This window comes from Acinetobacter sp. PFS20 (genome assembly GCF_052261015.1).
Lineage (GTDB): Bacteria > Pseudomonadota > Gammaproteobacteria > Pseudomonadales > Moraxellaceae > Acinetobacter.
Genome location: NZ_JBPVZE010000001.1, coordinates 1,891,452 through 1,917,989 on the forward strand (window position 1 = coordinate 1,891,452; position 26,538 = coordinate 1,917,989).

Below are 26,538 nucleotides of genomic sequence, written 5' to 3' on the forward strand. Positions count from 1 at the left end.
GAAATATTTAAAAAATGATCAATACTGGCTCAATAATGCCATTAAAAACTTAAGTTGAAACCCTGTTGTGTATAAATCCGACAAATTTAGTTGATTTTTTTTAAATCCACCTCATCTTCGGTTAATATAAAGGCATCAGCTTGAGGAATATTGTTATGTCGACTGAGAACACCAACACTGCTGTTGCAGAAGAAATTCCAAACCTTTTGATTACACCATCTGCACAAGAGTATTTGCACGATTTATTAACGAAGCAAAATACTCCGGGAATTGGCGTTCGAGTTTTTGTTGAACATCCGGGTACGCCACGTGCAGAATGTTGTATGGCATATAGTGCACCAGAAGAAGTGATCCCAACGGATTATAAACAGGACTATCCTGATTTTCCTGCGTATATTGATGCGCCATCTATTCCTTATCTTTTAGATGCTGTAATCGATTACAACAAGGACCGTTTTGGTGGTCAGCTTACCTTCCGTGCTCCAAATTCTAAAGTTCCACGTGTTGGTCCAGATGCTTCGATTGAAGAACGTATTACTTACATTCTTCAAGCAGAAATTAACCCAGGTCTTGCAGGACATGGCGGAAATTGTAGTTTGGTAGAAGTACAAGATGACCCAGAACACGGTTTAACTGCTGTATTAAAATTTGGTGGTGGTTGCCAAGGCTGTTCGGCAATTGACGTTACCTTGAAACAGGGCGTTGAAACTACTTTAAGAGAGCAGATTCCTGAGCTTCAACGTGTGGTCGACCAAACAGACCATACACAAGCTGAAGGTGCTTATTTCAAATAATCGAATTGTTTGAAAAGTAAAATAAAAAAGCCTCGCAATGAGGTTTTTTTATTATTCAATATAAATAATGATAATTATTATCAATATCATTTGTAATTTTATTTATGTTTGTTACAATACCGAACTTAAAATGAGAGATGTTTAATAAATCAATATATTGGGAATACTTATGTCGAAGCGTATTATCCAGTCAGTGCTTTCTGTTTCAGTACTGGCAAGTATGATGTCTATGGCTTATGCTGCACAAAATGAGCAAGAACAAGCTGAACAAGCATTAGAAAAGCCTGCTGAACCTGTGAAATTGGAAACAATTTTCGTAACTGCTGAAGAGCAAGTGAAGCAATCGCTCGGTGTGTCGGTTATTACCAAAGAAGATTTAGAAAAACTACCAGTTCGCAATGATATTTCTGACTATGTACGCCGTATGCCGGGTGTTAATTTAACAGGCAATAGTGCAACGGGGCAGCGTGGTAATAATAGACAAATTGATATTCGTGGAATGGGGCCTGAAAACACGCTCATTTTAGTGGATGGAAAACCAATTAACTCTCGTAATTCAGTTCGTTATGGCTGGAAAGGAGAGCGTGATACACGAGGTGATTCAAACTGGGTGCCCGCAGAAGCAATCGAATCGATTGAAGTTTTACGTGGACCTGCCGCAGCTCGCTATGGCTCGGGGGCAGCAGGTGGTGTGGTTAACATAGTTACTAAAAAAGTGACGAATGAAACCCATGGTTCAGTAGAGTTTTATACTTCACAACCTGAAGATTCTAAAGAAGGTGCATCAAATCGTGTTGGCTTTAACGTAAGTGGGCCATTGATTAAAGACGTTTTGTCTTATCGTTTATATGGTAATTACAATAAAACAGAAGCTGACGATGTCGATATTAATAAATCAATAGGCAGTACCGCAGCTGGCCGTGAAGGCGTTAAAAATAAAGATATTTCAGGCCGTTTAGCTTGGCAAGCAACAGACCAACAAACTGTCTTGCTCGATGTCTCTTCTAGTAAACAGGGTAATATTTATTCTGGTGATTCTCAGTTAAATGCAAATGCTGAAGCAGATGCGATTCTTTCTGAACTTATTGGTAAAGAAACCAATACCATGTACCGTGATAGTTATGCATTGACGCATGAAGGGGATTGGTCTTGGGGTAAAAGTAAGTTAGTTGCTCAATATGATAAAACTCACAATAAACGTCTTCCTGAAGGTCTGGGCGGCAGCACAGAAGGAAAAATTAATAATCTGGATGACAAAGCCACTTCACGCTTAGAAACTCTTCGGTTAAATGGTGAAGCCAATATTCCTTTTGAATATTATGTACCACATGTATTAACACTTGGTACTGAATGGGTTGAAGATAGATTTAAAGATAATATTTCGACAAATCAGGGAGCAGACAGCAGCGGTTCAGGTTATGGCGATCAATTAGCTAAAGGCAATCGCAGTAAAATGGAATCACGTATTGCTTCTGCATATATCGAAGATAACTTAAAACTTACCGACAGTACCGATGCCGTATTAGGCTTGCGTTTCGATGATCACAGTAAATCTGGTTCTAATTGGAGCCCAAGCTTAAACGTTACCCAAAGGCTCAATGATTATTTAACTTTAAAAGGTGGGGTAGCAAAAGCGTATAAAGCGCCAAACATGTATCAAAATGCCGAAGGATACTTGCTCAGTACGAACGGCAATGGTTGCCCGGCCAATATTGAGTCACGGTGCTTGTTGCAAGGTAATGGTGATTTAAAACCAGAAACTTCGGTAAACAAAGAGCTTGGTATCCAGTTCCAAAAAGATATTGTAAATGCGAGCTTGACTTGGTTCCGCAATGACTATAAAGATAAGATTGTGGCTGGTACAAATGTTGTTGGAACAGTTGATGGTTCAAGCACCAATGCAAATACAGGAGCAGTGACCAATACCAAGTGGAATATCTTACGCTGGGAAAATACGCCTAAAGCATTAATTCAAGGTTTTGAAGGAAGTTTGGGATTAGACTTTGGCGATATTCGTTGGACCAATAACTTTACTTACATGATGGACTCGAAAGATAAGCAAACGGGTAACCCATTATCTTTAGTTCCAAACTATACGATTAACTCAATTTTTGATTACGACATTACAGATCAGTTAGATGTGAATTTTGTATTCACTCAATATGGCCGTCAAAAATCTCGTCAGTTTGCTGAAAATAGACTCGAATCGGGCATTGGTTCAGGTGGGACAAATTCTGCGATTAAGCCAAGTACTGTAAAAAGCTATAGTACTGCTGGAATTAATGTTGGTTATAAAATTTCAGACAATATAAGTACGCGTGTTGGCGTAAGTAACTTGTTTGATAAACAAATTTTAAGAGACAGTAATTCGATCAGCCAAACCTACAATGAGCCAGGTCGAGCTTATTACGCTTCTTTAAAATATTCTTTCTAATCAAGACAAATAACAAAGGCGCTTTAAGCGCCTTTGTTATTTATAATATTTAATGCTTTTTCAGAATAATAAAATTTCTCTAGATACACGCGAGCACGACGTCTTAAATGTCCTGTTGTAACGAGTTGTTGTAATACGGGTACAAGCAACTGAGTGAGTTCATGTTGAATTAAACTTTCATTAATATTGAGATCACGAAGTAGCAAGTCAAAATTACGTTCCTGATTTCGAACATACCACGTATAAACACCATCATAGACTTGTTGTTTCAGGTAAGAAGTTTGGCGAATGTGATCCCAAATCTCGTGTCCTAAACCTACAGTTTTTGATAAATCTTGAACTTCTATATAGTTTTTTAAAACAGAAAGTGGCATAGATTTAACTTTATGCCAAATATTTGCCTGAAAATGATAGAGCTTATCATTGTCAAAATGTTGGTTTAAAACGCGCTCACTCATTTGACTCAATTTTAAAATATTCTTTTGCAAATAATGATTAATCGTGTCGTCTAGATTTGAATCAGTCACTGTTTCTAGAACAGATTTCCCCATTTTCATAAAACGGCCTACACCGGGCACACGCTTTGACATAGATTCATTTAAGTAATCATGCATTGTTTGTTGAATCAATTGAGTCAAGAGTGCTGAAAATGCAGGATTATTCACAATCGTTTTAATGATTTTTTTACGATGCTCTTCTTTACTTGCAACGTATTGTGCAATTCCATCAATTGTTAAAACAGGAATAACATCTTCAATTGTTGTATTTTCATTGGCTGGATGAATAAGTGCAAAGCGAATATGTTCTGCAATTTGTTCAAGCAGAAAATCAGAAGCAGAAGTTTCTAAAATCTGCTTTTGAATCAGTTGCTGGATTTGTTCAAAGGTCCAGATGTGTTGTAGTTGCCGACTACCCAACCAATGATAAAACTGCTCAAATTCTTGTTGAATGATTTGGGGCTGAGCAAATTCCTCATCTAAAAAATCAAGATGAGCTTCAATGAGTTTTTCTATAAGCGGTTGGGTAGACATAAGGTCTCACAAGTCCGAAGTTTTATTTAAGGTGTAGTCGTTTTTAAAGACTGATTTGTTTCTACTTTCAGTAAAAACGGTACATATTGTTGAATAACCAGCTGCTCGGCTTCCAATATTGGCATATGGCCAACATTCTCTAAAATAACTGGAAGCTGGGCATTCTTTAAAAGTCGTTTTAGTTCATTTGCTACTTCAACATTAATAATCTTATCTTGCTTGCCCCATAAAATCAGTGTCGGTGCATCGATTGTCTTGGTGAGTACTGCAAATGAATCTGGCGTATAGACTTTATTGAGTGCAATAAGCTGATCAACCAGTTTTTGTGTTTGAGGCGCCTGATTAATCATCAGCTTTTCTTGAGCTTGAAGGAACTCTTTAGGAATAAATGGAGGATTAAACATGGTTTGCTTTAACAAATAGTTAAAGTCACCTTTTTTAGATACTAAAAGTTGTTTTAAGTAGGCTGGATCTTTTAGGTAAATTGTATTTGCTGAACGGAAAATACCGCCACTATCAACCAAGAATAGACTTTTGGTTTCAAATGGATATTGTCCAGCATAGAGTAGGGCAATCGAACCACCAAGTGAGTGGCCAGCAATGTGAATTGGTCCTTTTAAATTGGCAGCTTCAACAAACCGACGTAACTTTTCGGCAAGATTAGGTACTGAGTAGTCGAAATCCTGTGCAACTATGGTTTCACCACTACCCGGTAAGTCTGGAATAATAACGTGGTAATTTGCTGTGAGATAACGCGCAACTCGGTTCCAGTTATCACGACTCCCTCCTAATCCATGAATAAGGAGCAACGTCGGTTTAGCGGTAGAACCACCTTCACTATATGACCATGTCACCTCACCGACTTTTAAACTTTTACTTTGTAAACCTGCCCAGCTACGCTCTTGCTGTAAAATATTCTGAAAGTTTATATCTATAGTATCAGCTGCTTGCGTCTGAAAAACACCTGTTATTGTTGTAAGGCTACAAGCCAAGGCAAGCGCCATAGCTGTTTTCTTTATGGTCGTTTTGGTTGATACAAACAGCGTCGTCATAAGATTTCATCCTTGAGGCATAAGCGAGTTTGAAAATTATTGAAAAACTTTGCCAATGAGTCATTTGCCAAATGATCAAAAGGAGAAAAATTATAGTCAATCCGAGAACCAAAGTATGTCTATTTTTTCGCTAAACAGTAAGGAATTTGCGATAAACATTCCATTCAAATAGAGAACGTATTTTTAAAATCTTTCATGGAAAAGGATTTAATTTTTTGTCAGTGACATTCAAATTTTGACACATTAAAATGATTTCCAACCTTGAAAAAACAATGGAAATATAAAATGCCTACCGCGCAAGAAGTTTTAGATCGTCTGAAAGCTGGTAATCAACGATTTGTAAATGGAAATAGTTCCCTTGCAAAAACCTTATCGCATCATGAACGCGCTGAAATGGCAAAGGATCAAAATCCGTTTGCGATTGTATTAGGTTGTTCAGATTCACGTGTTCCAGCAGAAATGGTATTTGATCAAGGTCTTGGTGACTTATTCGTAATCCGTGTTGCTGGTAATGTGGTTGCTCCTTCACAAGTCGGTAGTGTTGAGTTCGCGGCAGAACGCTATGACTGTCCGGTTGTTGTTGTATTGGGACATAGTCATTGTGGCGCTATTCAAGCCACAATTGATACGCTAATGAACCCTGATCACCCGCCGTCATCTAACTTAATGTCGATTGTGAACCGTGTTCGTCCGTCAGTTGAAATTTTAATGCAGACTGATTTAAAAAATGATTTGAAAAAACTTTCATGTCATGCGGTACGTTCAAACGTTTTTGCTTCGGTCAATCAATTACGTCATGGTTCGGCTGTGTTAGAGAGTCTGATCGCAAAAGGTGAGTTGATTGTTGTAGGTGCAGAGTATTCGCTAGAAACTGGTGAAGTAACCTTTTTTGATTTCTGATTATATTAAAAATAATGCTTAAAGATAAAAGGTGCCTACAGGGCACCTTTTATATATGGATAAGCTAAATTAAGTAACTTTGACTGCGCTTGAGCATTTGGATGAATCAAGTCATTTTGCATAAGCTGTTTTTGACCTGCGACTCCATCAAGAAAAAATGGTAGTAATTTCACCTGATATTTTTGGCTGACAACTTTATAGTTATTTTCAAAAGCTTTGCTATAAGCAGTCCCATAATTTGGTGGAATTTTCATGCCAAAAAGAATAACTTGGGCTTTTTGTTTCTGACTTAATTGAATGAGCTGATCTAGATTCTTTTGAATCATTTGAGGCGGTTGACCACGCAAGCCATCATTCCCGCCTAATTCAATCACGACCACATTTGGCTTATAAGTCTGTAATAACTTAGGTAATCGAGCTAAAGCGCCGCTGGTTGTTTCTCCACTAACACTTGCATTGACCACTTTGTGTTGTTTGGGATACTGTTGGTCTAAGCGTTTTTGCAGTAATTGTACCCAACCTTGTTTGGGATCAATTCCGTAACCGGCACTAATACTATCTCCTAAAATTAAAATAGTTTTCGCCGATACAAGCATAGGCAGCATACTTAATGAGATGAGCATGATGCTTTTAGAACCAATCAAAAAAGATTTATACATTTGTACTTCGACCCTGATTCTGAATACATAGGACTTTTTACATCATGCCACAACCCATCATTGCTGCCCATCAAGTTACACAAACTATTCAGATTAACCAAAATCAGTTTACGATTTTAAAAGATATCGATTTAGAGATTTTTGAAGGCGAGCAGGTAGCAATTACTGGACGTTCTGGCTCAGGTAAATCAACATTATTGGGAATTTTGGCAACTTTAGATCAACCATCTGAAGGCGAAGTTTGGTTGTACGGTCAAGCTGTTCATCAATTAACAGAGGAACAACGTGCCCAAATCAGAATGCAGCATATTGGTTTCGTATTTCAGTCTTTTCAACTTTTACCTCAGTTGAGTGCGCTTGAAAATGTAATGTTGCCCTTACGATTACGTAAAGATTTTGATTATAAAACCGCCGAGAAAAAAGCTTTAGATTGGTTGCATCGAGTAGGTCTTAGTCGTCAGGTTGAACAAACGCCTAAAGTCTTATCTGGAGGGGAGCAACAACGTGTGGCGATTGCACGAGCTCTTATTGCAGAACCACAAATTATTTTTGCGGATGAACCGACCGGAAACTTAGATGGTCAGACAGCACAAGAAATTGAAAGTTTGCTCTTTGATTTAAACCGAGAGTTAGGTACGACTCTGATCTTAGTGACCCATGATCGTAATTTGGCCGCTCTTTGTCAGCGTCATGTTGAGTTAGATGATGGCCGACTAAAGACAGTACAGGGTGGTTAAATTATGCGTAATCTTCTCAAACCCCTTTTGCTACAAAGTTTTCGTACGGGTGGATTATATCTACTCATTATTGCTTTATCGCTTGCGATTAGTGCAACCACAGCCCTGAAATTTAGTAATGACCAAGTTAAACAGGCAGTCAGTCTGCAAGCTTCGCAAATGCTAGGTGCTGATTTAGTTTTGTCGAATAACGAACCTATTGAGCAGCCATGGAAACAAAGAGCAGAGCAGCTTGGTTTAAAGCAAACCAATGTCACTCTATTTAGTTCTATGGCGCATACCCAAGATCAGTTTGTCATGGTCAATGTAAAAGCAATAGAACCTGCGTTTCCACTCAGAGGACAGCTTGAAATTGCTCCCAAAACTCAAGCGATTCAATCTGGAGAAGTTTGGCTAAGTCAGAGAGCAGCCGATTTGCTGAAAGTAAAATTAGGAGATATCGTTTCTATAGCAGATGGCACCTTCCGTTTTAGAGGCGTGATTGTGCGTGATTCAAATCAGGAACTCGGGTTTTCAGGCTTTTCTCCAACAGTTATTATTCATCAAGCCGATATTGCTAAAACACATGCAATTCAGACTGGAAGCAGAATTGATTATCGACTGTTAATGTCTGGTCAACCTGAACAGGTTCAGACTTTTTCTAAGCAGTTTAAACAGCAACATCAAACGACGAATAAAGAATTAGATGAAGCGGCGGGTCTACGTTTACGTGATGCGAGCGAATCAAATAGTCGGTTATTACGCCCGCTTGAAAACCTAGATACCTTTTTGCAACTGGCCAATATTTTAACGATTTTGTTGTGTGGGATTGCCATTGCTTTAACGAGTCAAAGATATGTTCAGCAAAACCAAGATCATATTGCACTTCTTAGATGCTTAGGAGCCAGTAAGTTCCAAATTTTATGGGCCTATATTGGAATGCTTTGTATTGTCAGTGCGATTTCAATTGTGATGGGCAGCCTTTTAGGGTTGATAATGGGTTATGGCCTGCTGCAACTTATGCTGCAATTGATTCCTCAATTAGAGTTAAGTTTTTCGCTAATACCACTTTTACTTGGGCCTTTACCAATCGCTATTTTTACGAGTGTGATTGTGCTGCTCGGTTTTATTTTGCCAAGCATTTGGGAGCTTTTAAATACACCTCCAATTCGGGTGATTCGGGAAGAAGCCAAATCTCGAAAATCTTTATTCTTTATGTTTTTTGCTGGCATTAGCAGTCTGATTGTTTTTAGTTTGGTGTTAAGTGAAAACTTGATGCTCAGCATTATGGTTTTGGCTGCGATTATCGTGCTTTGTATTTTGCTTTATACCGTTGTTTGGCTCTTACTTCGTAGTTTAAAAAAGATAAAAAATCGTTTGTCTTTTTATATTCGTTCACCCTCACAAAGTGCCTTACAAATTACTGCACTGGCTTTAGGCTTAAGCCTCATTACTGTATTAAGCGTATTAAGAACAGATTTATTACAGCGTTGGCAGCAACAGCTTCCTGAAGGAACCCCGAATCAATTTGTATATGGTTTACCTCCATTCGATTTAAAACCTTTTGAGCAACAATTAAAGCAACATGGTTGGCAAAGCACGCCTTTATATCCAAATATCCGAGGGCGACTGGTAGCAAAAAATGATGTACCTTTTTCAGAAGAAGCTATTAAACAAAATAACTCTTTGCGCCGTGAATTGAATTTAACGCAATCAAATCAATTGCCGAATGACAACGCAATTACAAAAGGACAAGCTCAGTTTAATGACGTGGGACAAGTTTCAGTCGAAAGTAAAACTGCCGAAAGTTTAGGAATCCAAATTGGAGACAAGCTGACCTTTAGCCTGCCTGAAGGTACATTACAAGCCAAAGTTGTGAATTTCCGGAGTGTAGAGTGGGAAAGCTTTAGCCCTAACTTTTTCTTTATTTTTTCACCTAAAACTTTAGATGAAAATGCTGGAAGTTATTTAGGGAGTTTTTATGTACCTAAGCAAGATCAACCTAAAATGATCAATATTATTCAGCAATTTTCCAATACCGTATTTATTGATGTTGACCGAATTTTAGATGAAGTAAAACGGTTAATGAATGTTTTGGTCAAAATTGTGACTGTACTGGCAGCATTAGTCGGTTTTTCTGGAATATTGGTATTGATTGCATGTTTAAACCTATTAATGGACGAGCGACGCCGTGAGGTTGCTTTACTACGCTCATTTGGGTTATCTAAAAATAAAATGAAGCAAATGCTCAGTTTTGAGATTGGGTTTCTTGGTCTGTTAGCAGGCATAGTTGCCTGCTGTTTTGCGGAAGTGATTAGTGCGATTGCTAGTTATAAAATGAATATGGCAATACAGTGGCATTTTGAAATATGGCTGATTTTACCTCTTGGCATGATGCTGATTTGTGCGTTGATAGGTCGTTATCGACTCGGTTATCTCTGTAATTTGCCGCCTTTACAAAGTTTAAGAGAGTTAAATCAGCTGTAACTTAAGGAATAATTCCAGGATTTTGGATGATGATTTCATGCCATAGCGGAAGTAAGGGTGAGTTGAGTTGTACACAGTACATATAAAAACCACCCGTAATGATTACTGCGCCTAATAAGCCTAAAATTTTGAGCACACTTTTAAATTTACTGGCATAGCTTAAGTACCACATCAGTGCAAGGAATGCTCCAATAACCATGCCGCCAATATGTGCGGCATTATTAATACCAGTTGCGACAAAACCAAAAATAAGGTTGATTGCCATAATCATTAATAATGCTTTTTTATCGAGTATGTAGGCTTGATGCGGAAGTGGTGGAAATAAGGAAAGTACTGTTAACGCAGCACCTAATCCCATTACAGCGCCTGAAGCACCTGCACTGACATGAGGAAGTAAGCTCTGATCAAAATGTTGCAGCAATTCATGTCCATTTTGAATGGTCATATAGCTACTTAAAAGGCTCCCAAATAAACCAGCAAGTAAATACATGCCTATAAAATAGAAGCGACCAAATAGGGACTCGGCAACATTACCGAAAATATAGAGGGCCCACATGTTGAGCATGAGATGGACTAAACCAAAATGAAAAAACATGCTGGTAAATAGACGTTCAGGCTGCCCAGAAAAAGTAAGTGGTGTAAAATCAGCTCCCCAATGAATAGCATCTTTCATGGCTGGATCGCTAATATCGACGCCAGATAGAATTTGCCAGACAAATAAACCTACATTGATTGCGATGAGCAGGGCAGTCAGCCACCAAGTTTGTACATTGAGTTTACGATTAATGTGCGGAGGCTGATATTGAGTCATGCTATGCTTTTGTTATATATGAACATGCTTTACAGCTTAACATGAAAAAAGTTGAATACAGGAGATCAGGACGAACATGAAAGCTTTTATTGTTCGCGTGTTGTTAATTTTTATTGGGGCGATTCTCCTTATTCAACTTTGGATTTTTTCGAGTTTGGTCTGGTGGCGGACACATGAAGTGGATACGACCATGTTCATGCGAATTGATTATTGGTCTGATACATCAGAGCCAATTGTCCATCAGTGGCTTGACTATGATGATATTAGCGATAATTTTAAACATGCAATTTTAGCAGGCGAAGACGCAAAATTTATCCATCATCATGGCTTTGACTGGCAAGGTATTCGTTTTGCTCTTGAGCGAAATAATGAAGAGGGTGAAGTAGTTGCGGGTGGTTCTACCGTGTCTCAACAGCTTGCAAAGAACTTGTTTTTATACAACAAACGTTCATTTATTCGTAAAGGCCAAGAAACGGTCGCGACTTGGATGATGGAGCGGATGTGGTCAAAACGCCGAATTCTTGAGGTGTATATGAACTCAGTTGAATTTGGCAAAAATTTGTATGGTGTTGAAGCAGCCGCTCATCATTATTATGGTAAAAGTGCTAAAAGCTTAACGCGTGAACAAGCCGCTTTCTTAGCTGCGTTATTGCCTGATCCGAAATATTATCAAGATCATCGTAACGATCATAAACTACAATATAGAAAACGCGTTATTTTACGTTATATGAATAGTACCCAGATTCCTGAATAAAGCTGTTTTAAAGATGTGTAAATTTTTTAGTTTTTACCAAATTGTCATATTTTTGCAGCATACTGGTTTATAGAGATTTTGGCTGGATAGAGAATAGAGTTAGACATGAATACAGCGATTACAGCAACAACGAACCCCATAGAATACAGTTATAATGACCGTTATATAAATCGTGAATTGTCTATTCTTGACTTCCATTTGCGTGTATTGGAGCAAGCGGTAGACCCTTTACATCCATTACTTGAGCGAATGAATTTCTTGCTCATTTTTTCACGTAATCTCGATGAGTTCTTTGAAATTCGAGTTGCGGGAGTGATGGAACAATTTTCTCTAGGCAATGAAAGTCGTAGCCCAGATGGTCTAACACCTAGACAGGTTTTACAAAAAATCTCTGAAACTGCTCATGCTGCGATTGAGCGTCAATATCGAATTTTAAATGAGGAAATCTTACCTAAACTACGCGAAGAAGATATTTGCTTCCTACGTCGTGGTGAGTTAACTCCAGCTCAATCTGCTTGGGTAAAAAAATATTTTCAGGAACAAGTTGCACCTGTATTAACGCCAATTAGTCTAGATCCAGCACATCCGTTCCCTCGACTTGTTAATAAAAGCTTGAACTTCATTATTACGCTTGAAGGTAAAGATGCTTTTGGTCGTCAAATTGATTTGGCTGTTGTGCCTGCGCCACGTTCATTGCCACGCGTTGTACGCTTACCAGACGAATTAACAGGTGGTAAAGAACATCATGTGATGTTATCTGCAATTATCCATGAACATGTGTCTGATTTATTCCCAGGAATGACAGCAACTGGATGTTATCAATTCCGTGTTACACGTAATGCAGATTTGGCACTGAATGAAGATGTTGAAGACTTAGCTAAAGCATTAAAAGGTGAATTAAGTTCTCGACGTTTTGGTCGTGCAGTTCGCTTGGAAGTAACCCATAACTGCCCACAGCATATTTATGAGTACTTACTTGAAGAGTTCGATTTAACTGATGAGCAATTATACAAAGTTGATGGCCCAGTAAATCTAGCTCGTCTGGTTTCAAACTTTAAACGTCCTCATTTGCGTTATGACTCGCATACGCCAGTTGTGCCTAAAGTATTTAAAAAGACCGAGAGTATTTTCTCGGCAATGCAGAAGCAAGATATTTTACTGCATCATCCGTTTGAATCTTTTGCTCCTGTAATTCAGCTACTTCGTGAAGCTGCTCGCGATCCGCAAGTATTAGCAATTAAGCAGACGTTATATCGTAGTGGTGCTGATTCTGAGATTGTACAAATTTTGGCAGAAGCGGCGCGTAATGGAAAAGAAGTTATTGCCGTTATTGAATTACGTGCTCGCTTTGATGAAGAATCAAATATTGAAGTAGCAAACGTTTTACAAGAAGCGGGGGCAGTCGTTGTTTACGGTATTGTAGGTTATAAAACTCACGCCAAAATGATTATGGTGGTGCGCCGTGAAAATAATAAATTGGTGCGTTATGTTCATTTAGGAACGGGTAACTACCATGCGATGAATGCCCGAATTTATACCGATTATGGTCTCATGACCACAGATAAAGATCTGTGCGAAGATGTACATCGTATATTCCAAGAGTTGACCGGCATGGGCAAAATGGCGAAATTGAAAAAGCTATTACATGCACCGTTTACCCTACATGCTCAGCTCATTAACTTTATTGATGAAGAAATTGCCAATGCTAAAGCAGGCCGTAAAGCTCAAATCATTGTTAAAGTAAATGCATTAACCGAAGTCCAGTTAATCAATAAATTGTATGAAGCTTCTCAGGCGGGTGTTCAAATTGACCTGATTATCCGTTCGATTTGCTGTTTACGTCCAGGTTTGCCGAACCTGTCGGAGAATATTCGAGTACGTTCAATTGTAGGACGTTTCCTTGAGCATACTCGCGTTTATTACTTCAGTAATAATGGTGATGCACGTATTTACTGTTCAAGTGCAGACTGGATGGACCGTAATTTATTTAATCGTGTTGAAGCGTGTTTCCCGGTTGAAGACCCTGCATTGAAAAAACGTATTTATCAACAAGGTTTGGTAAATTACTTACAGGATAATCAACAGGCTTGGCTGCTACAAGGTGATGGTACGTGGATTCGTGCTGAGCCAGCTGAGGGGGAAAAATTGCATAATGCTCAAAGAGCATTATTGGAAATCATTAAATAATGAACTTTTAAGACTAAATAAAAGCCGACATTTTGTCGGCTTTTTTAATTGACTGAAATTCAAAGTAATTTAGTTAGTTTTTCTAAATGGTTGCTGGATAAACGATAATAATTTGAAACACTGCAATATGTTTTGAAAATATGTGATTTTTTACATAAAACATTGAATTTTAAAAATATACAAATCACGAGAAATCTACTTTAATACGCCGCATTAAATATACTTAACTTTGGTAAATGAATAAGATGCAATGCTTTATTAGAAGTTTACTTATTAAAATACTTTTGGGGATAATACCAGTGACCGCTTACGCAGATCAGAAGTGTTATGGAGATATCATCGTCTTTCAAAGATTTGATGATCAAGCGATATATCCTTATTTTGTAAATCCTTCTAATGATAAAGCTAACAAAAGTGGAGAGAAAAATAAAAAAATAATCATCCAAAAAAGAAAACCAAAACAAGATGAGTTTTTAGCCCAAAAGAAAATTGAAGATGTCCACACCAAGAAAGTAGAAGAAAAGAAAAATTTTGACAGTAAAAAGCAACTTGATGCAGCTGTCGCTAAAGAAATCTTGGAAAATGGTGAAAAGAAATGGATGGTACAAGTTGCGTTAGCATCTAATCAAAATAAAGCAAATACGGTTCAGTCGCAGTTAGAAGCAAAAGGGTACAAGGTTGTAACCAGTGCAACGACTAAAGGCATACGAGTCATGGTAGACCCTGCAAATGACTATGCCATTGCACAAATTATTAGAGAAAAAATTATTGCTGATAATAGTTTGAATATGCCATCTGCTTGGGTGTTTAAGTGGGCATCCTTAACACCGCAATAAAATAAAAAGGAGTCCGAAGACTCCTTTTTTTATTCATGTATTCTTGTGGTAATTTTCTGCATAATTTGCAGTAATACATCGAACTCACTTTGCAATGGTGTACTTTTACGAGTCACTAAAGCTAAAGTACGGCTCGGTGCATCTTCAATTGGTTTTGCAGTAATCTGATCATTAAACTTGATCATACTATTTTCAATTGCAATTTCTGGTAAAAGCGTAAAGCCTAAATCAGAAGAAACCATTTCAACTAACGTTGGTAACGAGCTTGCTTTTAAACGGTTGTCGTTTTTACGCTCACCGATAGGGCATGCACTTAAAACGTGGTCACGTAAACAGTGACCTTCTTCAAGCAAAATTAATCTTGATAAATCAAGATCATCTAGAGAGTTTGCTTGAAGAGCATTTGTATCTTGCTTACTACATACAAGGTACAAGTTTTCTTTCGAAATTTCAGCGACTTTTAGGCCTCTAGTGTCAAACGGTAGAGCAAGAACGATCATGTCTAGATTACCGTGTTCTAAACGCTCTACAATTTTTTCACTTTGTGCTTCATGCAAATGCAGCTGAATTTTAGGCAACTGCTGATGCACTTCATCAAGTAACCGTGTCAGGATAAAAGGTGCAATTGTTGGAATAACACCCAAATGCAAATCACCCGTTAACGGCTCACTCATTTCACGGCTCAAACGCATTAAATCTTGAGCATCTGCTAGTAGTACACGGGCGCGAGCAACGACTTGTTCACCTAAAGGTGTTAAACGCACATTCTGGCGATCACGTTCTACCAAAACGCCACCTAATAACCGTTCAAGCTCCATGATGCCGCCTGATAAAGTCGATTGAGTGACAAAAGAGCGGCGTGCTGCTTCAGTAAAATGCAAAGTTTCCGACAACGTAACTAAATATGATAGCTGTCTTAATGAGGGTAATGCAGCCATAGTGTCCTAGTCTGATGATTTAAAATGATGCGCAAATAAACCGCTAAGCTGTGGAATAAAATGTGCAGGGATATCATGCCCCATTCCATCAATTAATTCAAACTTAGCACCGGAAATTGCTTTTGCTACAGCCTTACCGTGGCTAGGCGGAAGTAAGCGATCGCGAGAGCCATGTAGGACTAAAGCGGGTTGCTTAATTTCACGGTCGAGTTGTAGTAAAGAGCCTGTACATAATATTGCTAAAAACTGTTGAAGTACACCAGCAGGATAGTAGCTACGTTGATAAAGCTTACGCGCTGTTTGTATTGCTTCAATTTGGTTGATATAACCAGGTGAACCAATCAATTGAAATAGTTTTAAACTATGATTAACAATACCTTCTTCGTCACGTGTCTCGGGTTTACCAATTAAACTCAAAAGTTGTTTCGGAAAAGGAGGTGGTAAAAAAGGCTGGTTATTGCTTGTAAACATAAGCCCTAATTTCTCAACCTTTTCTGGATATTTTGCTGCAAGAATTTGAGCAATCATCCCACCCATTGATGCGCCAATTACATGTGCTTTGTTCACGCCTAAACGATCAATCAACATAGATACATCATCTGCCATATCATGCAGCGTATAAGGTGCACCCTGATTAGCGAGTCCAAGTGCAAAGCGACCCATCAATTTAACAGTATTTAAGCGTTTACCTTCGTGACGTACTTTTGAAGAAAGGCCAATATCACGGTTATCAAAACGAATAACACGAAATCCTTGATCAATCAGCGATTTACAGAAAAAATCTGGCCAAAAAAGCATTTGGGCGCCAAGACCCATAATCAGCAAAATGGTTGGATGCTCTGGCTTTCCACCGACTTCTACATGCAACTCAATTCCATTGCCTAAGTTGACTTTGGTTTCTTGCATGAAAGATGTGTACGGTGAAATGTTAAACTGTAAGGCGCTATTCATGTTATTCATTCCTTAAAGGAATACTCTCTAACTGAGTATTCCTGATACAAACCTTATGCTTGGGCTGGAATAAGATCTGGAACAAGCTTTGTTAAAGTTAAGCGTTGTTTACCTGCGGTTGCACCTAACAATACAAAACCACGCAATGTTCCTTCATTGTCAATTGCTTTGGCAAGCATACCATCGTCGAACTCTTCTGTTTCCCAGTTCACTTCTACATCAACCGGAGCTGGCAAAACTGTAAGTGGGGCGGCTGGCGTTTTTACTGCAACTGGCATAGCAGGGTAGTGCACAGCAGTTTGTTGTCCACTGAGTGTTTTAGCGAGAGCACGAGCCTGTTGCATAATCGGCATTACATATGGCAGTAAAGTACCGTTTACCTCAGCGCAATCCCCAATTGCATAGATGTCTGCTTGATTTGTTTCCAATAAACCATTGGTAATAATTCCACGGCTCGTCTGAATATCTGCACTTTTAGCAAGTGAAATATTTGGCTGTAAACCAATCGCAGAAAGAACAAGGTCCGCAACCAATGTTTGTCCGTTTGCGAGTGTTATCGCATAGTCTTCGCCATTATTAATTTTGCTTACTTTTTCAACCGTGGTTCCAAGTGCAAATTTTACTCCAGCTTCCTCAAGATTTTGCTGGAAAGCAGAAGCAATATGTTCTGGAAGTAAACGGCCTAATGGTTGAGGAGCTAAATCAATCACAGTGATGTCATATTCACTATGCAGTAAGTCATTGGCAAATTCACAACCAATTAAACCAGCACCTAAAATAACAACACGTTTATCTTTACGCTGAGCTAGATTTTCACGAAAAGCGCGGTAATCAATCAATGAGTTCACGACATGAATGTCATCGCTACCATCACCTGCAATTGCAAGGCGAATTGGGTTAGCACCTACGGCTAAAATCAGTTTTGAATAGGGTTGCTGGGAAGTTACACCATCCTTTTCTAAAACAAGTTCATGGCGTTCAGCTAAAATCTCTTTTACAAAAGTAAAAGGCTCAATACGCATATTGAGTTGAGTACCCATTTTAGCAGCATCCCCTAAAGGAATTTGTTCTGGTGCTTTTTTACCTGCAAATGCATTTGATAATGTTGGCTTTGCATAGTTCACTGCATCATCCGCACAAATCATCACAAGTTCTTGCTCTGGGCTAAGCTTACGGAACTCACGTGCCAAGGTATAACCCGCCATGCCTGATCCGATAATGACGATAGGATGCATTTTTTTCTCCAGAGTTAGAATTATTTATTTAATACAGTGATTGGTAATATTCGTAAAAAAGACCATGTCGATCATGGCCTTTTACTTTGCATTCTTAGATTTCGATCATTTCGAAGTCAGCTTTTGAAACGCCGCAATCAGGGCAAGTCCAGTCATCAGGAATATCTTCCCATTGTGTTCCAGCTGCAATGCCGTCTTGTGGCCAACCTTCCGCTTCGTCATAAATCCATCCACAAACGATACATTGATATTTTTTCATGAGACTCTCCGCACTGATAAGTTTGCTCAAAGCTGCCTTTCAGTAAAACTATTCAATCTATTAATAATGTAACTACGATCCGGTCAATAATAACCAATGTGCCTTTGATCGGATATCAAATTTTTACGCAGTTCTACATTCAAAGTAAAGTAAATAACGGAGTTTAATCATTCGTAAGCAAAGATGAATGGCAGGTTAGGACAAATAAGTGGTTATTTAGGCAAAACTTCGCCATAAATTAATAATAACTAATGCATTCTTACAATTAATTTTATTTGTGAAAATATCATGAAATAAAGATTACCTCATCAGTTAAAAGATTCACTTCATACGAAAGCTAAATAACAACAAACTACGTTGCTACAGAATGTCATTATTAAAACCGAAAATTAAAATTTGCTGGCATTAAGACGGTATAAATCAGGGAAGTGAAATATGGAAAATTTAGTATATGAAGTGGAAATTGATGCTCCTATAGAAAAAGTGTGGAACATACTTTGGAATAGTGAGACATATAACGCTTGGACGAAATTCTTTGCGCCAGATTCTTCTATGCGTACCGACTGGCAAGTAGGTGGAAAAACTTATTTTCTTGATGGTGAAGGAAATGGGATGGTTTCTACCATTGAACAAATGCAAAAACCGGAAATATTGATTTTTAAACATTTAGGCATGATTAAGGAGGGTAAAGAAGATTTAGAAAGTGAAGAAGTTAAAGGTTGGAGTGGTTCTCAAGAAAAATATTTTCTAAACCAAAAAGATAATATAACCACTTTGAAAGTTGAATTGGCCACCTTGCCCGAATATATGGGTATGTTGAAAAGTGGCTTCGTTCAAGGTTTTGATGTGGTTAAAAAAATGGCAGAAGCAAAATAAAGCTTCTTTACATCAGATATAAACCAGTTTTTTATAATCAAGCGATATAAATCTAGGCCAAATATTTTTTATAAATTTTTATAATCAGATCATTAATTCGAGAAGGATAGGCCAAGCGATGATGTCCACCTTCAAACGTTTCAATATTCATGTAGGGTGCAAGTTTTTCTTGAACCTGATACATATCAAGTTGCTCATCTCCTAATTCTAAATAGGCCATTTTAGGATTAGAGAGCATGAGTTCATCTTCAGAAAGCTGAGGGTAGTCTGCCCGAAAATTAGGGGTGAGACTTGGATTTGCCACTATCACCGCTAATTTATGTTGAGCAGCAGTTTTTAGGGCCCAATAGCCTCCAATGCTATGACCTACCAATAAATCGGGTTTGATCGTCTGAATAGCCTGATGGTAAAAATACTCAACAGATGCATAACTTAAGTTACGATAATCGACGTCAATACAAAATTTTTCAGGATGTAAAATGGCATGGAACTTTGTCGATTCCCGGGAAGAATCCAAGCCATGTAAAAATAGAATTTTCATTATTTACGACACAATCTCATTGATAAAATAAAAGGCAAATCGGGCCTTTTGAATATCGAGGTTATTTGGATTTTTTTATATTTTACTAAATGCTTTAAAAAATGATCTTAGCGATTGGTCTAAGTCACTTTGCCTTTAAAAAGTAGTGTTTTGTTCTATAAAATTGTCTTTTTTCATTTTTGTTTGATTGAAATCATTCGAAAAACTCCCGTAATCTGTTAGGATATAGCACTTAATTTTTACTTAATCGAGGCAGAGATGACGCAACAAAACGCTCAATCGACTTCTGAACCAACTATTTCCGAAAACGATTTAATTGCACAGCGTCATGCCAAATTAAAGCAAATCCAAGATGTTGCGAAGGAAACTGGAAAGAGTCCTTGGCCGAATACGTTTAAGCGTGAACACTACGCAGCTGATCTACAAGAACAATTTAAAGATCAGTCGAAAGAACAAATTGAAAGCGCTGAGCATGTCTATGTAAAAGTGGCTGGCCGTGTCATGTTAAACCGTGGTTCTTTCATGGTTATTCAAGATATGACAGGTCGTATTCAGCTATATGTTGACCGTAAAGGTTTACCAAAAGATATTCTTGAGACCATTAAAGGTTTAGACCTTGGTGACATTATTGCTGCCGAAGGTTATATCGGACGTTCAGGAAAAGGTGACTTATATGTTCACCTTGAAGGTTTTGAACTTCTTACAAAATCTCTTCGTCCGTTACCAGATAAATTCCATGGCTTAAATGACACAGAAGTTAAGTACCGTAAACGTTACCTTGACTTAATTGTGAATGAAGAAACACGTAAAACTTTTGAAATCCGCGCCAAAGTTGTTGCAGGTATTCGAGCATTCTTAAACAATGAACGTTTCATGGAAGTTGAAACGCCAATGATGCATGTGATTCCGGGTGGTGCGTCTGCGCGTCCGTTTGAAACACATCATAATGCTTTGGATATGCCTTTATTCTTGCGTATTGCACCTGAGCTTTATTTAAAACGTTTGGTTGTTGGTGGTTTCGAACGTGTGTTTGAAATTAACCGTAACTTCCGTAATGAAGGGGTGTCAACGCGTCACAACCCTGAATTTACGATGATCGAGTTTTATCAAGCTTATGCTGATTATAAAGACTTGATGCAATTAACTGAAAACATGCTTGAAAAGTTGGCTTTGGATATTCTGGGTACAACTGATGTGCCTTACCAAGGTGAAGTGTTTAGCTTCAAAGGGCCATTCAAGAAAATCTCTATGTTTGATGCGATTTTAGAGAATAACCCACAATTTACGCCTGAAAATGTTGGTGATCGTGAGTTCCTTGCTCAATTTATTCGTGAAGAATTAAAAGAACAAGTTAAGCCAGGTTTTGGTTTAGGTAAGCTTCAAACGATTGTATTTGAAGAAACTGTTGAAACTAAACTTCGTCAGCCTACATTTATTACTGAATATCCAGCTGAAACTTCTCCACTCGCTCGCCGTAATGATGACAATGCACATATTACTGATCGTTTTGAGTTTTTCATTGGTGGCCGTGAATTGGCAAATGGTTTCAGCGAGTTAAATGATCCAATTGATCAAGCTGAACGTTTCCAAGCTCAGGTTGCTGAAAAAGACGCTGGTGATGATGAAGCAATGCATTACGATGCAGAATTCGTTGAAGCGCTTGAGTATGGTTTACCACCTACCGCAGGTGAAGGTATTGGTATTGACCGTTTGGTTATGTTATTTGCAGATGCTCCAAGTATTCGTGATGTAATTTTATTCCCTCATATGCGCCGTAAAGAAGGTTAATCTTTTAAAGGCAAAAAAGGCAGTATTTATACTGCCTTTTTTTATTACTTTTATATCTCAAAAACTTACCTATTTACACTAATCTTAAAATAGCGTTAAAAAATGTAATTGCACAGTTTAACAATTGCAAAGTTGTGATAAAAAATTTAAGGTGTTGCTCATAAATAACTTTGAGAATTGGCTGGCATGTTTCTAAGAAAAACACTTTCGATTGCAATATTGGCAACTGCTTCATCCGCTATTTTTGCACAAGGTTTAGTGCTAAATAATGAGGACTTACGTACAGACTTAAATTGGTTAAATCAACAAGGTGTTATCAAGATTAGCACCTCAACTTGGCCGTTAAGTGGTGATGAAATCCAGAGAGCACTCTCTCAAGCACAAGTGACGCATCCAGCTCAACAAAAAGTTATTAATTCAGTTCTTGATGCATTAAAAGCAGATAACAATACGGTTAAAGTGGGCGCTTTTGCTGAGACCGATAGCAAAAATATTCCGCAAGCATTCGGTGATAACCAAAAAGCTCAATATCAAGGTTCTTTAGAGTTTAATGCTGGTGGTGAAAACTGGGATGCAAAAATCCGAGTAAATGCAGAAAAAGATCCACAAATTGATAATGGGCAAGATGTGAATGTTGAAGGCTCATATGTCGCTGGAAAACTTTGGAATCAGTGGGTAGTTGCGGGTCAAATTCCAACATGGTGGGGTCCTGGTCATGATGGTAGTTTAATTCGTGGTGATGCTAGCCGCCCGGTTTATGGTGTAACGGCACAACGTGCTGTGCAAAATGCGTTTGATACAAAATGGTTATCTTGGATTGGACCTTGGCAATACCAAGCTTTTGCTGGTCAATTAGATGACTACAAAGCAGTCCCAGATGCAAAGTTAATTGGGTTGCGTGTAACTGCACAACCATTACCATATATTGAGTTGGGCGCATCGCGTGCTATTCAATGGGGTGGGGATGGGCGTCCTGAAAGTTTTAGTTCTTTATGGGATGCATTTGTCGGCAATAAAGATAATGGTGGAACTGGTGAACCAGATCCATCGAACCAAATTGCTGGGTTCGATGGCCGCTTATTATTACAACCGATATTCCAAGTTCCAGTTAGCATATATGGACAATATGTAGGTGAAGATGAAGCGGGTGGTTTACCTTCTAAGAAAATGTACTTAGCAGGTGTCGACTATTCATCTAGTTACAATAACTTGCCTTATCAACTTTATGCAGAATGGGCAGATACACGTACTAATGGTGATGTAAGAGGTATCTCTTATGCTCATTCAACTTATAAAGATGGTTATTACCAACATGGTTACCCATTAGGCCACGCGATGGGTGGTGATGGACAAATGTACTCAGTGGGTGGTGATATCCGCTTTGATGTCATGAACCGTTTAAGCGGTCGTGCAATGGTAGTTAAGGTTAATCAATCTAACCAGACAATCAATAAAGCATTCCCTAAAGACGATGAAATTAAAGCGCTTGATTTAACTTGGACACATTTCATCAAACCTGATCTTCCGTTAAAAATTAATGGTTGGGTAAGTGATTCTGATCTAGAAGGTAATGACGCAGGTGCATCTATTGGGATTGAAATTCCATTAGAACGTAAAATGTTCGGTTTCTAAGAATAGATCATGTTTTAGAAAAGAGAAGCGATCAAAGCTTCTCTTTTTTTATGGTTTTTAGAGAAATCTAAAGGCTAGAACATAATTTGCTTAAGTTCGCTACACAAGCTACGATTGCAAAGTTGTGCAAGTGAATCAGCATATTATATGTATATGATGAAATCGAATATCAATATGAAAAAACAAGCAAAAGAAATCGGTTTTAAATCACTATAATGCATAACTAATGCTATAAGCCATATATAGGTTTATGGTTGGATTATCTATCACGAAAAATTGGAGTTGTTATGGCACTCGTTCCTCCACATGGTCTTCTAGGTGGTGGTTTAATACTACTTCTAGATTTTATGGGCAAAATGGATAGAGAAGGACGTGTTCATGACTGAATCAAGACTCACACATCTCAAGCAACTTGAAGCTGAAAGTATTCATATTATCCGTGAAGTTGCTGCTGAATTTGAAAATCCAGTCATGCTTTACTCAATTGGTAAAGACTCAGCTGTCATGCTTCATCTTGCGTTAAAAGCATTTTATCCAGCTAAACTTCCATTCCCATTATTACACGTAGATACGGGCTGGAAATTTAAAGACATGATCGCGTTTCGCGATAACATGGCAAAAACACATGGTTTTGATTTAATTGTTCACCAGAACAAAGAAGGTCGTGAAGCTGGAATTAATCCATTTGATCATGGTAGTTCAAAATATACAGATATTATGAAAACCCAAGCTTTAAAACAGGCTTTGGATAAATATCAATTTGATGCTGCTTTTGGTGGTGCACGTCGTGATGAAGAAAAATCACGTGCGAAAGAACGTGTTTACTCATTCCGTGATAGTAAACACCGTTGGGATCCTAAAAACCAGCGTCCTGAACTTTGGAATCTTTACAATGGTAAAGTGAACAAAGGTGAAAGTATTCGTGTATTCCCTTTATCTAACTGGACTGAGTTGGATATCTGGCAATATATCTATTTAGAAAATATTCAAATCGTTCCTCTTTATTTCTCTGCTGTTCGTCCAGTAGTAGAGCGTAGCGGTACATTAATCATGGTTGATGATGAACGTATGCGTTTAAAAGAAGGTGAAGTTCCACAGATGAAGTCTGTACGTTTCCGTACGCTTGGCTGTTATCCATTAACTGGTGCAGTTGAGTCTGAAGCAGATACGTTACCTGAAATTATCCAAGAGATGCTTTTAGCCACGAGTTCTGAGCGTCAAGGTCGTATGATTGACCATGATGAAGCGGGCTCAATGGAAAAGAAAAAGCAAGAAGGCTATTTCTAAGACAATTTCTAAATTTGTGGAGTTTGAGCAATGTCTCATCAATCAGAATTAATCAGTCAAGATATCTTGGCCTATTTGAAGCAACATGAACAAAAAGACCTTCTGCGTTTTTTGACTTGCGGTAACGTAGATGATGGTAAAAGTACACTTATTGGACGTTTACTCTACGATTCAAAATTGATTTATGAAGATCAATTGCAAGCTGTAACGCGCGATAGTAAAAAAGTAGGAACTACAGGCGATGCACCAGACTTGGCATTACTTGTAGATGGTTTACAAGCTGAGCGTGAGCAAGGTATTACCATTGATGTGGCTTACCGCTATTTTTCAACTGAAAAGCGTAAGTTTATTATTGCTGATACTCCAGGACATGAGCAATATACGCGTAACATGGCAACTGGTGCATCAACTGCTGATCTTGCAATTATCTTGATTGATGCGCGTTATGGTGTGCAAACTCAAACTCGTCGCCATACGTTTATTGCTAGTTTACTTGGTATTAAAAATATCGTTGTTGCTATCAATAAAATGGACTTGGTTGAGTACTCTCCTGAACGCTTCACTGAAATTCAGATTGAATATGATGCTTTCGTAAGTCAGTTAGGTGATCGTCGTCCAGCCAATATTCAGTTTGTACCGATTTCTGCTTTAAATGGCGATAACGTAGTAAATGTTTCTGAGCATACAGCTTGGTACAAGGGTCAAACCTTGATGAGCATTCTTGAATCTGTGGAAATTAGTCGTGAATCAAACAAACACGAATTCCGTTTCCCTGTTCAATATGTGAACCGTCCAAACCTCGATTTCCGTGGTTTCGCTGGTACTGTGGCTCTAGGCGAAATCAACGTTGGCGATGAGATTGTTGCATTACCATCAGGTAAGCGCTCAACAGTTAAAGAAATCGTAACATTTGACGGAAATCTAGACCAAGCTGTTGCAGGTCAAGCGGTTACATTAACGTTGAATGATGAAATTGATATTAGCCGTGGAAACGTATTAGTACGTGCTGGCGAGCAACCATTAATTTCTCGCAGTGTTCGTGCTTCAGTAGTATGGATGAATGAACATCCATTGGTGAAAGGTAAGCTGTACAACGTTAAAATTGGTACACAGACTGTTCCTGCTAAAGTAACGAACATTCACTATCGTGTGAATGTGAATACGCTTGAGCATACTCAGGTTGAAGAGCTTGAGTTAAATGCAATTGCAGACGTTGTTGTTGAATTTGATGCGCCAGTCGTATTTGATCAATATCAAGATTCACGATACACAGGTTCATTTATTTTCATTGATCGTTTAAGCAATGTAACGGTTGGTGCGGGTATGGTTGAGTCTGCGGTAGAGTGGACTGCACATAGCAATCCTGTTACTGCTGAAGATCGTGCTGCACGTTTAGGTCAAAAACCTGCGGTGATTGGGATTTCTGCACAGTTAATCGAGAAAGCTCAAGTTTTAGAAAGTTTATTGATCCAACAAGGTGTAGTTGCGATTGCAAAAGCTAACTTAACTGCTGAGCAAATTACTTTATTGCGTGAGACAGGTGTTGTGGTTATCACTACGGCTGTGGATGGCACAGATACAGAAGTTACTGCTGAAACCGTTGAAGAAGCAGTTGAAAAAGTTGTGGAATTAGTCCGTCTTTAATAGACTGAATTAATTTTGAAAAAACCCGCGTAAGCGGGTTTTTTTATTGGGTTCAGAAAATATTTTGAGTTTTTAAAGTTAAATATTCCCTTAAATCTTTAGGATAGCTCTGAATCATCTTTAAAAATATATCTCGATCGCCTTGATATAAGGCGCGTGTTGCTTCTTCGTAATTTGGCATATTACCCAACATGGCAGACATAAAACGGTCGATGGCTTGTTTGGCCAGCATAATATTGCCTTCAGAACTTGGGTTATTTAGCTCTTTATCAATTAACTTACGAATTACTGCTGATGCACTCGCACTTTGTTGATCTAACCATTCCCAATGTTTTTTCTGTAAAGTGATTTCACGCGAAATTACTCCGAGTTTAGGCCGTCCAACTTTTTTAATTTCTTCCGGTTCAGCATAACGTTGTTGAAATTCTTGTTCCGAACCAGAAAGATCAAGATCAATTTGTTGACCTGTTTGATCATTAAAAATCAGAATATTTTCCGTTGTTTTCGGAAGATCTTTAAGTTTTTTTGCAAGTTCAATTAGGGAGTCACTCGCAATAAGCGTGCTTCCAGTGAAAGCAGTATAGGTGATTTTAGTATTCATTTTAGCCGTATATTTTTATCTGGGTAAAATAATATTATCAGGGTAAAATTAATTCGGCAAATAATTAAAATTAGAACCAAAGAATTATTTGATTTTATGAGTGTAGTCTATGAAGTTAGGACTAT

25 protein-coding genes are annotated in these 26,538 nt (G+C 38.2%); 14 read left to right on the forward strand and 11 right to left on the reverse strand.

Annotated elements, in window-relative coordinates; all coding sequences use genetic code 11:
• Window positions 1-155: 155 nt before the first annotated feature.
• Window positions 156-794, forward strand: a complete 639-nt coding sequence (nfuA, locus tag ACS125_RS08920) for a Fe-S biogenesis protein NfuA (RefSeq protein WP_004793993.1) — start codon at window positions 156-158, stop codon at window positions 792-794.
• Between the two features lie 169 nt (window positions 795-963).
• The gene (locus tag ACS125_RS08925; RefSeq protein ID WP_443271612.1) at window positions 964-3,228 is read left to right on the forward strand and encodes a TonB-dependent siderophore receptor; all 2,265 of its coding nucleotides are present in this window, start codon (window positions 964-966) and stop codon (window positions 3,226-3,228) included.
• Between the two features lie 23 nt (window positions 3,229-3,251).
• Here the strand turns inward: ACS125_RS08925 and ACS125_RS08930 are convergent, their stop codons facing one another.
• Complete coding sequence (locus ACS125_RS08930; protein WP_443271614.1) at window positions 3,252-4,259, reverse strand: hypothetical protein; 1,008 nt, start codon at window positions 4,257-4,259, stop codon at window positions 3,252-3,254.
• A 26-nt stretch (window positions 4,260-4,285) separates the two neighbouring features.
• Window positions 4,286-5,311 (reverse strand): alpha/beta fold hydrolase, encoded by a 1,026-nt coding sequence (locus tag ACS125_RS08935; RefSeq protein ID WP_443271616.1) that lies wholly within the window; start codon window positions 5,309-5,311, stop codon window positions 4,286-4,288.
• Between the two features lie 285 nt (window positions 5,312-5,596).
• On the opposite strand from ACS125_RS08935, the gene ACS125_RS08940 reads away from it, so the two are divergent.
• Window positions 5,597-6,211, forward strand: coding sequence for a carbonic anhydrase (locus ACS125_RS08940; RefSeq protein WP_004793989.1), 615 nt, complete (start codon window positions 5,597-5,599; stop codon window positions 6,209-6,211).
• A gap of 35 nt (window positions 6,212-6,246) precedes the next feature.
• Here ACS125_RS08940 and ACS125_RS08945 read toward each other — a convergent pair whose 3' ends face one another.
• Window positions 6,247-6,870, reverse strand: coding sequence for an arylesterase (locus ACS125_RS08945; protein WP_151766854.1), 624 nt, complete (start codon window positions 6,868-6,870; stop codon window positions 6,247-6,249).
• Between the two features lie 44 nt (window positions 6,871-6,914).
• On the opposite strand from ACS125_RS08945, the gene ACS125_RS08950 reads away from it, so the two are divergent.
• Both ACS125_RS08950 and ACS125_RS08955 read left to right on the forward strand, forming a co-directional pair.
• On the forward strand, window positions 6,915-7,607 hold the full coding sequence (locus ACS125_RS08950; RefSeq protein WP_443271618.1) for an ABC transporter ATP-binding protein: 693 nt from the start codon (window positions 6,915-6,917) through the stop codon (window positions 7,605-7,607).
• A gap of 3 nt (window positions 7,608-7,610) precedes the next feature.
• On the forward strand, window positions 7,611-10,073 hold the full coding sequence (locus tag ACS125_RS08955) for an ABC transporter permease (RefSeq protein ID WP_443271621.1): 2,463 nt from the start codon (window positions 7,611-7,613) through the stop codon (window positions 10,071-10,073).
• Window position 10,074: 1 nt separating this feature from the next.
• On the opposite strand, the gene ACS125_RS08960 is transcribed toward ACS125_RS08955, so the two are convergent.
• Window positions 10,075-10,884 carry a rhomboid family intramembrane serine protease gene (locus ACS125_RS08960; protein WP_443271623.1) on the reverse strand — a complete coding sequence of 270 codons (810 nt, stop codon included), beginning with the start codon at window positions 10,882-10,884 and terminating at the stop codon, window positions 10,075-10,077.
• A gap of 76 nt (window positions 10,885-10,960) precedes the next feature.
• On the opposite strand from ACS125_RS08960, the gene mtgA reads away from it, so the two are divergent.
• Window positions 10,961-11,638 (forward strand): monofunctional biosynthetic peptidoglycan transglycosylase, encoded by a 678-nt coding sequence (mtgA, locus tag ACS125_RS08965; RefSeq protein WP_004793982.1) that lies wholly within the window; start codon window positions 10,961-10,963, stop codon window positions 11,636-11,638.
• Between the two features lie 105 nt (window positions 11,639-11,743).
• Window positions 11,744-13,825, forward strand: a complete 2,082-nt coding sequence (gene ppk1 / locus ACS125_RS08970; protein ID WP_005303345.1) for a polyphosphate kinase 1 — start codon at window positions 11,744-11,746, stop codon at window positions 13,823-13,825.
• 59 nt (window positions 13,826-13,884) lie between these two features.
• Here ppk1 and ACS125_RS08975 read toward each other — a convergent pair whose 3' ends face one another.
• The gene (locus ACS125_RS08975; RefSeq protein ID WP_081402124.1) at window positions 13,885-14,013 is read right to left on the reverse strand and encodes a hypothetical protein; all 129 of its coding nucleotides are present in this window, start codon (window positions 14,011-14,013) and stop codon (window positions 13,885-13,887) included.
• Between the two features lie 57 nt (window positions 14,014-14,070).
• Between ACS125_RS08975 and ACS125_RS08980 the strand changes: the two genes are divergently transcribed.
• Window positions 14,071-14,661: an SPOR domain-containing protein gene (locus ACS125_RS08980; RefSeq protein WP_443273948.1), complete on the forward strand. Its 591-nt coding sequence runs from the start codon at window positions 14,071-14,073 to the stop codon at window positions 14,659-14,661.
• Window positions 14,662-14,690: 29 nt separating this feature from the next.
• On the opposite strand, the gene oxyR is transcribed toward ACS125_RS08980, so the two are convergent.
• The 4 genes from oxyR to rubA all read right to left on the reverse strand — a co-directional run bounded on the left by oxyR (window position 14,691) and on the right by rubA (window position 18,044).
• Window positions 14,691-15,599, reverse strand: a complete 909-nt coding sequence (oxyR, locus tag ACS125_RS08985; RefSeq protein WP_004793979.1) for a LysR family transcriptional regulator OxyR — start codon at window positions 15,597-15,599, stop codon at window positions 14,691-14,693.
• 6 nt (window positions 15,600-15,605) lie between these two features.
• Window positions 15,606-16,550 carry an esterase EstB gene (gene estB, locus ACS125_RS08990; RefSeq protein ID WP_005303349.1) on the reverse strand — a complete coding sequence of 315 codons (945 nt, stop codon included), beginning with the start codon at window positions 16,548-16,550 and terminating at the stop codon, window positions 15,606-15,608.
• 53 nt (window positions 16,551-16,603) lie between these two features.
• On the reverse strand, window positions 16,604-17,785 hold the full coding sequence (rubB, locus tag ACS125_RS08995) for a rubredoxin reductase RubB (RefSeq protein WP_443271626.1): 1,182 nt from the start codon (window positions 17,783-17,785) through the stop codon (window positions 16,604-16,606).
• 94 nt (window positions 17,786-17,879) lie between these two features.
• Window positions 17,880-18,044, reverse strand: a complete 165-nt coding sequence (gene rubA / locus ACS125_RS09000) for a rubredoxin RubA (protein ID WP_443271629.1) — start codon at window positions 18,042-18,044, stop codon at window positions 17,880-17,882.
• 435 nt (window positions 18,045-18,479) lie between these two features.
• Between rubA and ACS125_RS09005 the strand changes: the two genes are divergently transcribed.
• Complete coding sequence (locus ACS125_RS09005) at window positions 18,480-18,920, forward strand: SRPBCC family protein (protein ID WP_004793974.1); 441 nt, start codon at window positions 18,480-18,482, stop codon at window positions 18,918-18,920.
• A gap of 52 nt (window positions 18,921-18,972) precedes the next feature.
• On the opposite strand, the gene ACS125_RS09010 is transcribed toward ACS125_RS09005, so the two are convergent.
• Window positions 18,973-19,461 (reverse strand): YqiA/YcfP family alpha/beta fold hydrolase, encoded by a 489-nt coding sequence (locus ACS125_RS09010; RefSeq protein ID WP_004793973.1) that lies wholly within the window; start codon window positions 19,459-19,461, stop codon window positions 18,973-18,975.
• Between the two features lie 258 nt (window positions 19,462-19,719).
• Between ACS125_RS09010 and lysS the strand changes: the two genes are divergently transcribed.
• The 5 genes from lysS to cysN all read left to right on the forward strand — a co-directional run bounded on the left by lysS (window position 19,720) and on the right by cysN (window position 25,812).
• On the forward strand, window positions 19,720-21,249 hold the full coding sequence (gene lysS, locus ACS125_RS09015; RefSeq protein ID WP_004793971.1) for a lysine--tRNA ligase: 1,530 nt from the start codon (window positions 19,720-19,722) through the stop codon (window positions 21,247-21,249).
• A gap of 186 nt (window positions 21,250-21,435) precedes the next feature.
• Window positions 21,436-22,881 carry a capsule assembly Wzi family protein gene (locus ACS125_RS09020; RefSeq protein ID WP_174731863.1) on the forward strand — a complete coding sequence of 482 codons (1,446 nt, stop codon included), beginning with the start codon at window positions 21,436-21,438 and terminating at the stop codon, window positions 22,879-22,881.
• Between the two features lie 254 nt (window positions 22,882-23,135).
• Window positions 23,136-23,267, forward strand: a complete 132-nt coding sequence (locus ACS125_RS09025) for a hypothetical protein (RefSeq protein WP_002117520.1) — start codon at window positions 23,136-23,138, stop codon at window positions 23,265-23,267.
• Window positions 23,260-24,168 carry a sulfate adenylyltransferase subunit CysD gene (cysD, locus tag ACS125_RS09030; protein ID WP_000140408.1) on the forward strand — a complete coding sequence of 303 codons (909 nt, stop codon included), beginning with the start codon at window positions 23,260-23,262 and terminating at the stop codon, window positions 24,166-24,168. The genes ACS125_RS09025 and cysD overlap by 8 nt, the downstream gene beginning before the upstream one ends.
• A 30-nt stretch (window positions 24,169-24,198) precedes the next feature.
• Entirely contained in the window at window positions 24,199-25,812 is a 1,614-nt protein-coding gene (gene cysN, locus ACS125_RS09035; protein ID WP_151827535.1) for a sulfate adenylyltransferase subunit CysN, read from the forward strand.
• Between the two features lie 52 nt (window positions 25,813-25,864).
• Here cysN and ACS125_RS09040 read toward each other — a convergent pair whose 3' ends face one another.
• On the reverse strand, window positions 25,865-26,413 hold the full coding sequence (locus ACS125_RS09040) for a DUF2239 family protein (protein WP_004793964.1): 549 nt from the start codon (window positions 26,411-26,413) through the stop codon (window positions 25,865-25,867).
• Between the last annotated feature and the right edge of the window lie 125 nt (window positions 26,414-26,538).

Coding starts and splice junctions, on each gene's coding strand:
- ACS125_RS09005 (WP_004793974.1), top strand. CDS start 18,480: ATGGAAAATTTAGTATATGAAGTGGAAATTGATGCTCCTATAGAAAAA.
- rubB (WP_443271626.1), bottom strand. CDS start 17,785: ATGCATCCTATCGTCATTATCGGATCAGGCATGGCGGGTTATACCTTG.
- ACS125_RS08940 (WP_004793989.1), top strand. CDS start 5,597: ATGCCTACCGCGCAAGAAGTTTTAGATCGTCTGAAAGCTGGTAATCAA.
- ACS125_RS08980 (WP_443273948.1), top strand. CDS start 14,071: ATGCAATGCTTTATTAGAAGTTTACTTATTAAAATACTTTTGGGGATA.
- nfuA (WP_004793993.1), top strand. CDS start 156: ATGTCGACTGAGAACACCAACACTGCTGTTGCAGAAGAAATTCCAAAC.
- rubA (WP_443271629.1), bottom strand. CDS start 18,044: ATGAAAAAATATCAATGTATCGTTTGTGGATGGATTTATGACGAAGCG.
- oxyR (WP_004793979.1), bottom strand. CDS start 15,599: ATGGCTGCATTACCCTCATTAAGACAGCTATCATATTTAGTTACGTTG.
- ACS125_RS09040 (WP_004793964.1), bottom strand. CDS start 26,413: ATGAATACTAAAATCACCTATACTGCTTTCACTGGAAGCACGCTTATT.
- cysD (WP_000140408.1), top strand. CDS start 23,260: ATGACTGAATCAAGACTCACACATCTCAAGCAACTTGAAGCTGAAAGT.
- ACS125_RS08945 (WP_151766854.1), bottom strand. CDS start 6,870: ATGTATAAATCTTTTTTGATTGGTTCTAAAAGCATCATGCTCATCTCA.
- ACS125_RS08955 (WP_443271621.1), top strand. CDS start 7,611: ATGCGTAATCTTCTCAAACCCCTTTTGCTACAAAGTTTTCGTACGGGT.
- ACS125_RS08960 (WP_443271623.1), bottom strand. CDS start 10,884: ATGACTCAATATCAGCCTCCGCACATTAATCGTAAACTCAATGTACAA.
- ACS125_RS08950 (WP_443271618.1), top strand. CDS start 6,915: ATGCCACAACCCATCATTGCTGCCCATCAAGTTACACAAACTATTCAG.
- lysS (WP_004793971.1), top strand. CDS start 19,720: ATGACGCAACAAAACGCTCAATCGACTTCTGAACCAACTATTTCCGAA.
- ACS125_RS08935 (WP_443271616.1), bottom strand. CDS start 5,311: ATGACGACGCTGTTTGTATCAACCAAAACGACCATAAAGAAAACAGCT.
- estB (WP_005303349.1), bottom strand. CDS start 16,550: ATGAATAGCGCCTTACAGTTTAACATTTCACCGTACACATCTTTCATG.
- ACS125_RS08925 (WP_443271612.1), top strand. CDS start 964: ATGTCGAAGCGTATTATCCAGTCAGTGCTTTCTGTTTCAGTACTGGCA.
- mtgA (WP_004793982.1), top strand. CDS start 10,961: ATGAAAGCTTTTATTGTTCGCGTGTTGTTAATTTTTATTGGGGCGATT.
- ppk1 (WP_005303345.1), top strand. CDS start 11,744: ATGAATACAGCGATTACAGCAACAACGAACCCCATAGAATACAGTTAT.
- cysN (WP_151827535.1), top strand. CDS start 24,199: ATGTCTCATCAATCAGAATTAATCAGTCAAGATATCTTGGCCTATTTG.
- ACS125_RS08930 (WP_443271614.1), bottom strand. CDS start 4,259: ATGTCTACCCAACCGCTTATAGAAAAACTCATTGAAGCTCATCTTGAT.
- ACS125_RS09020 (WP_174731863.1), top strand. CDS start 21,436: ATGTTTCTAAGAAAAACACTTTCGATTGCAATATTGGCAACTGCTTCA.
- ACS125_RS09010 (WP_004793973.1), bottom strand. CDS start 19,461: ATGAAAATTCTATTTTTACATGGCTTGGATTCTTCCCGGGAATCGACA.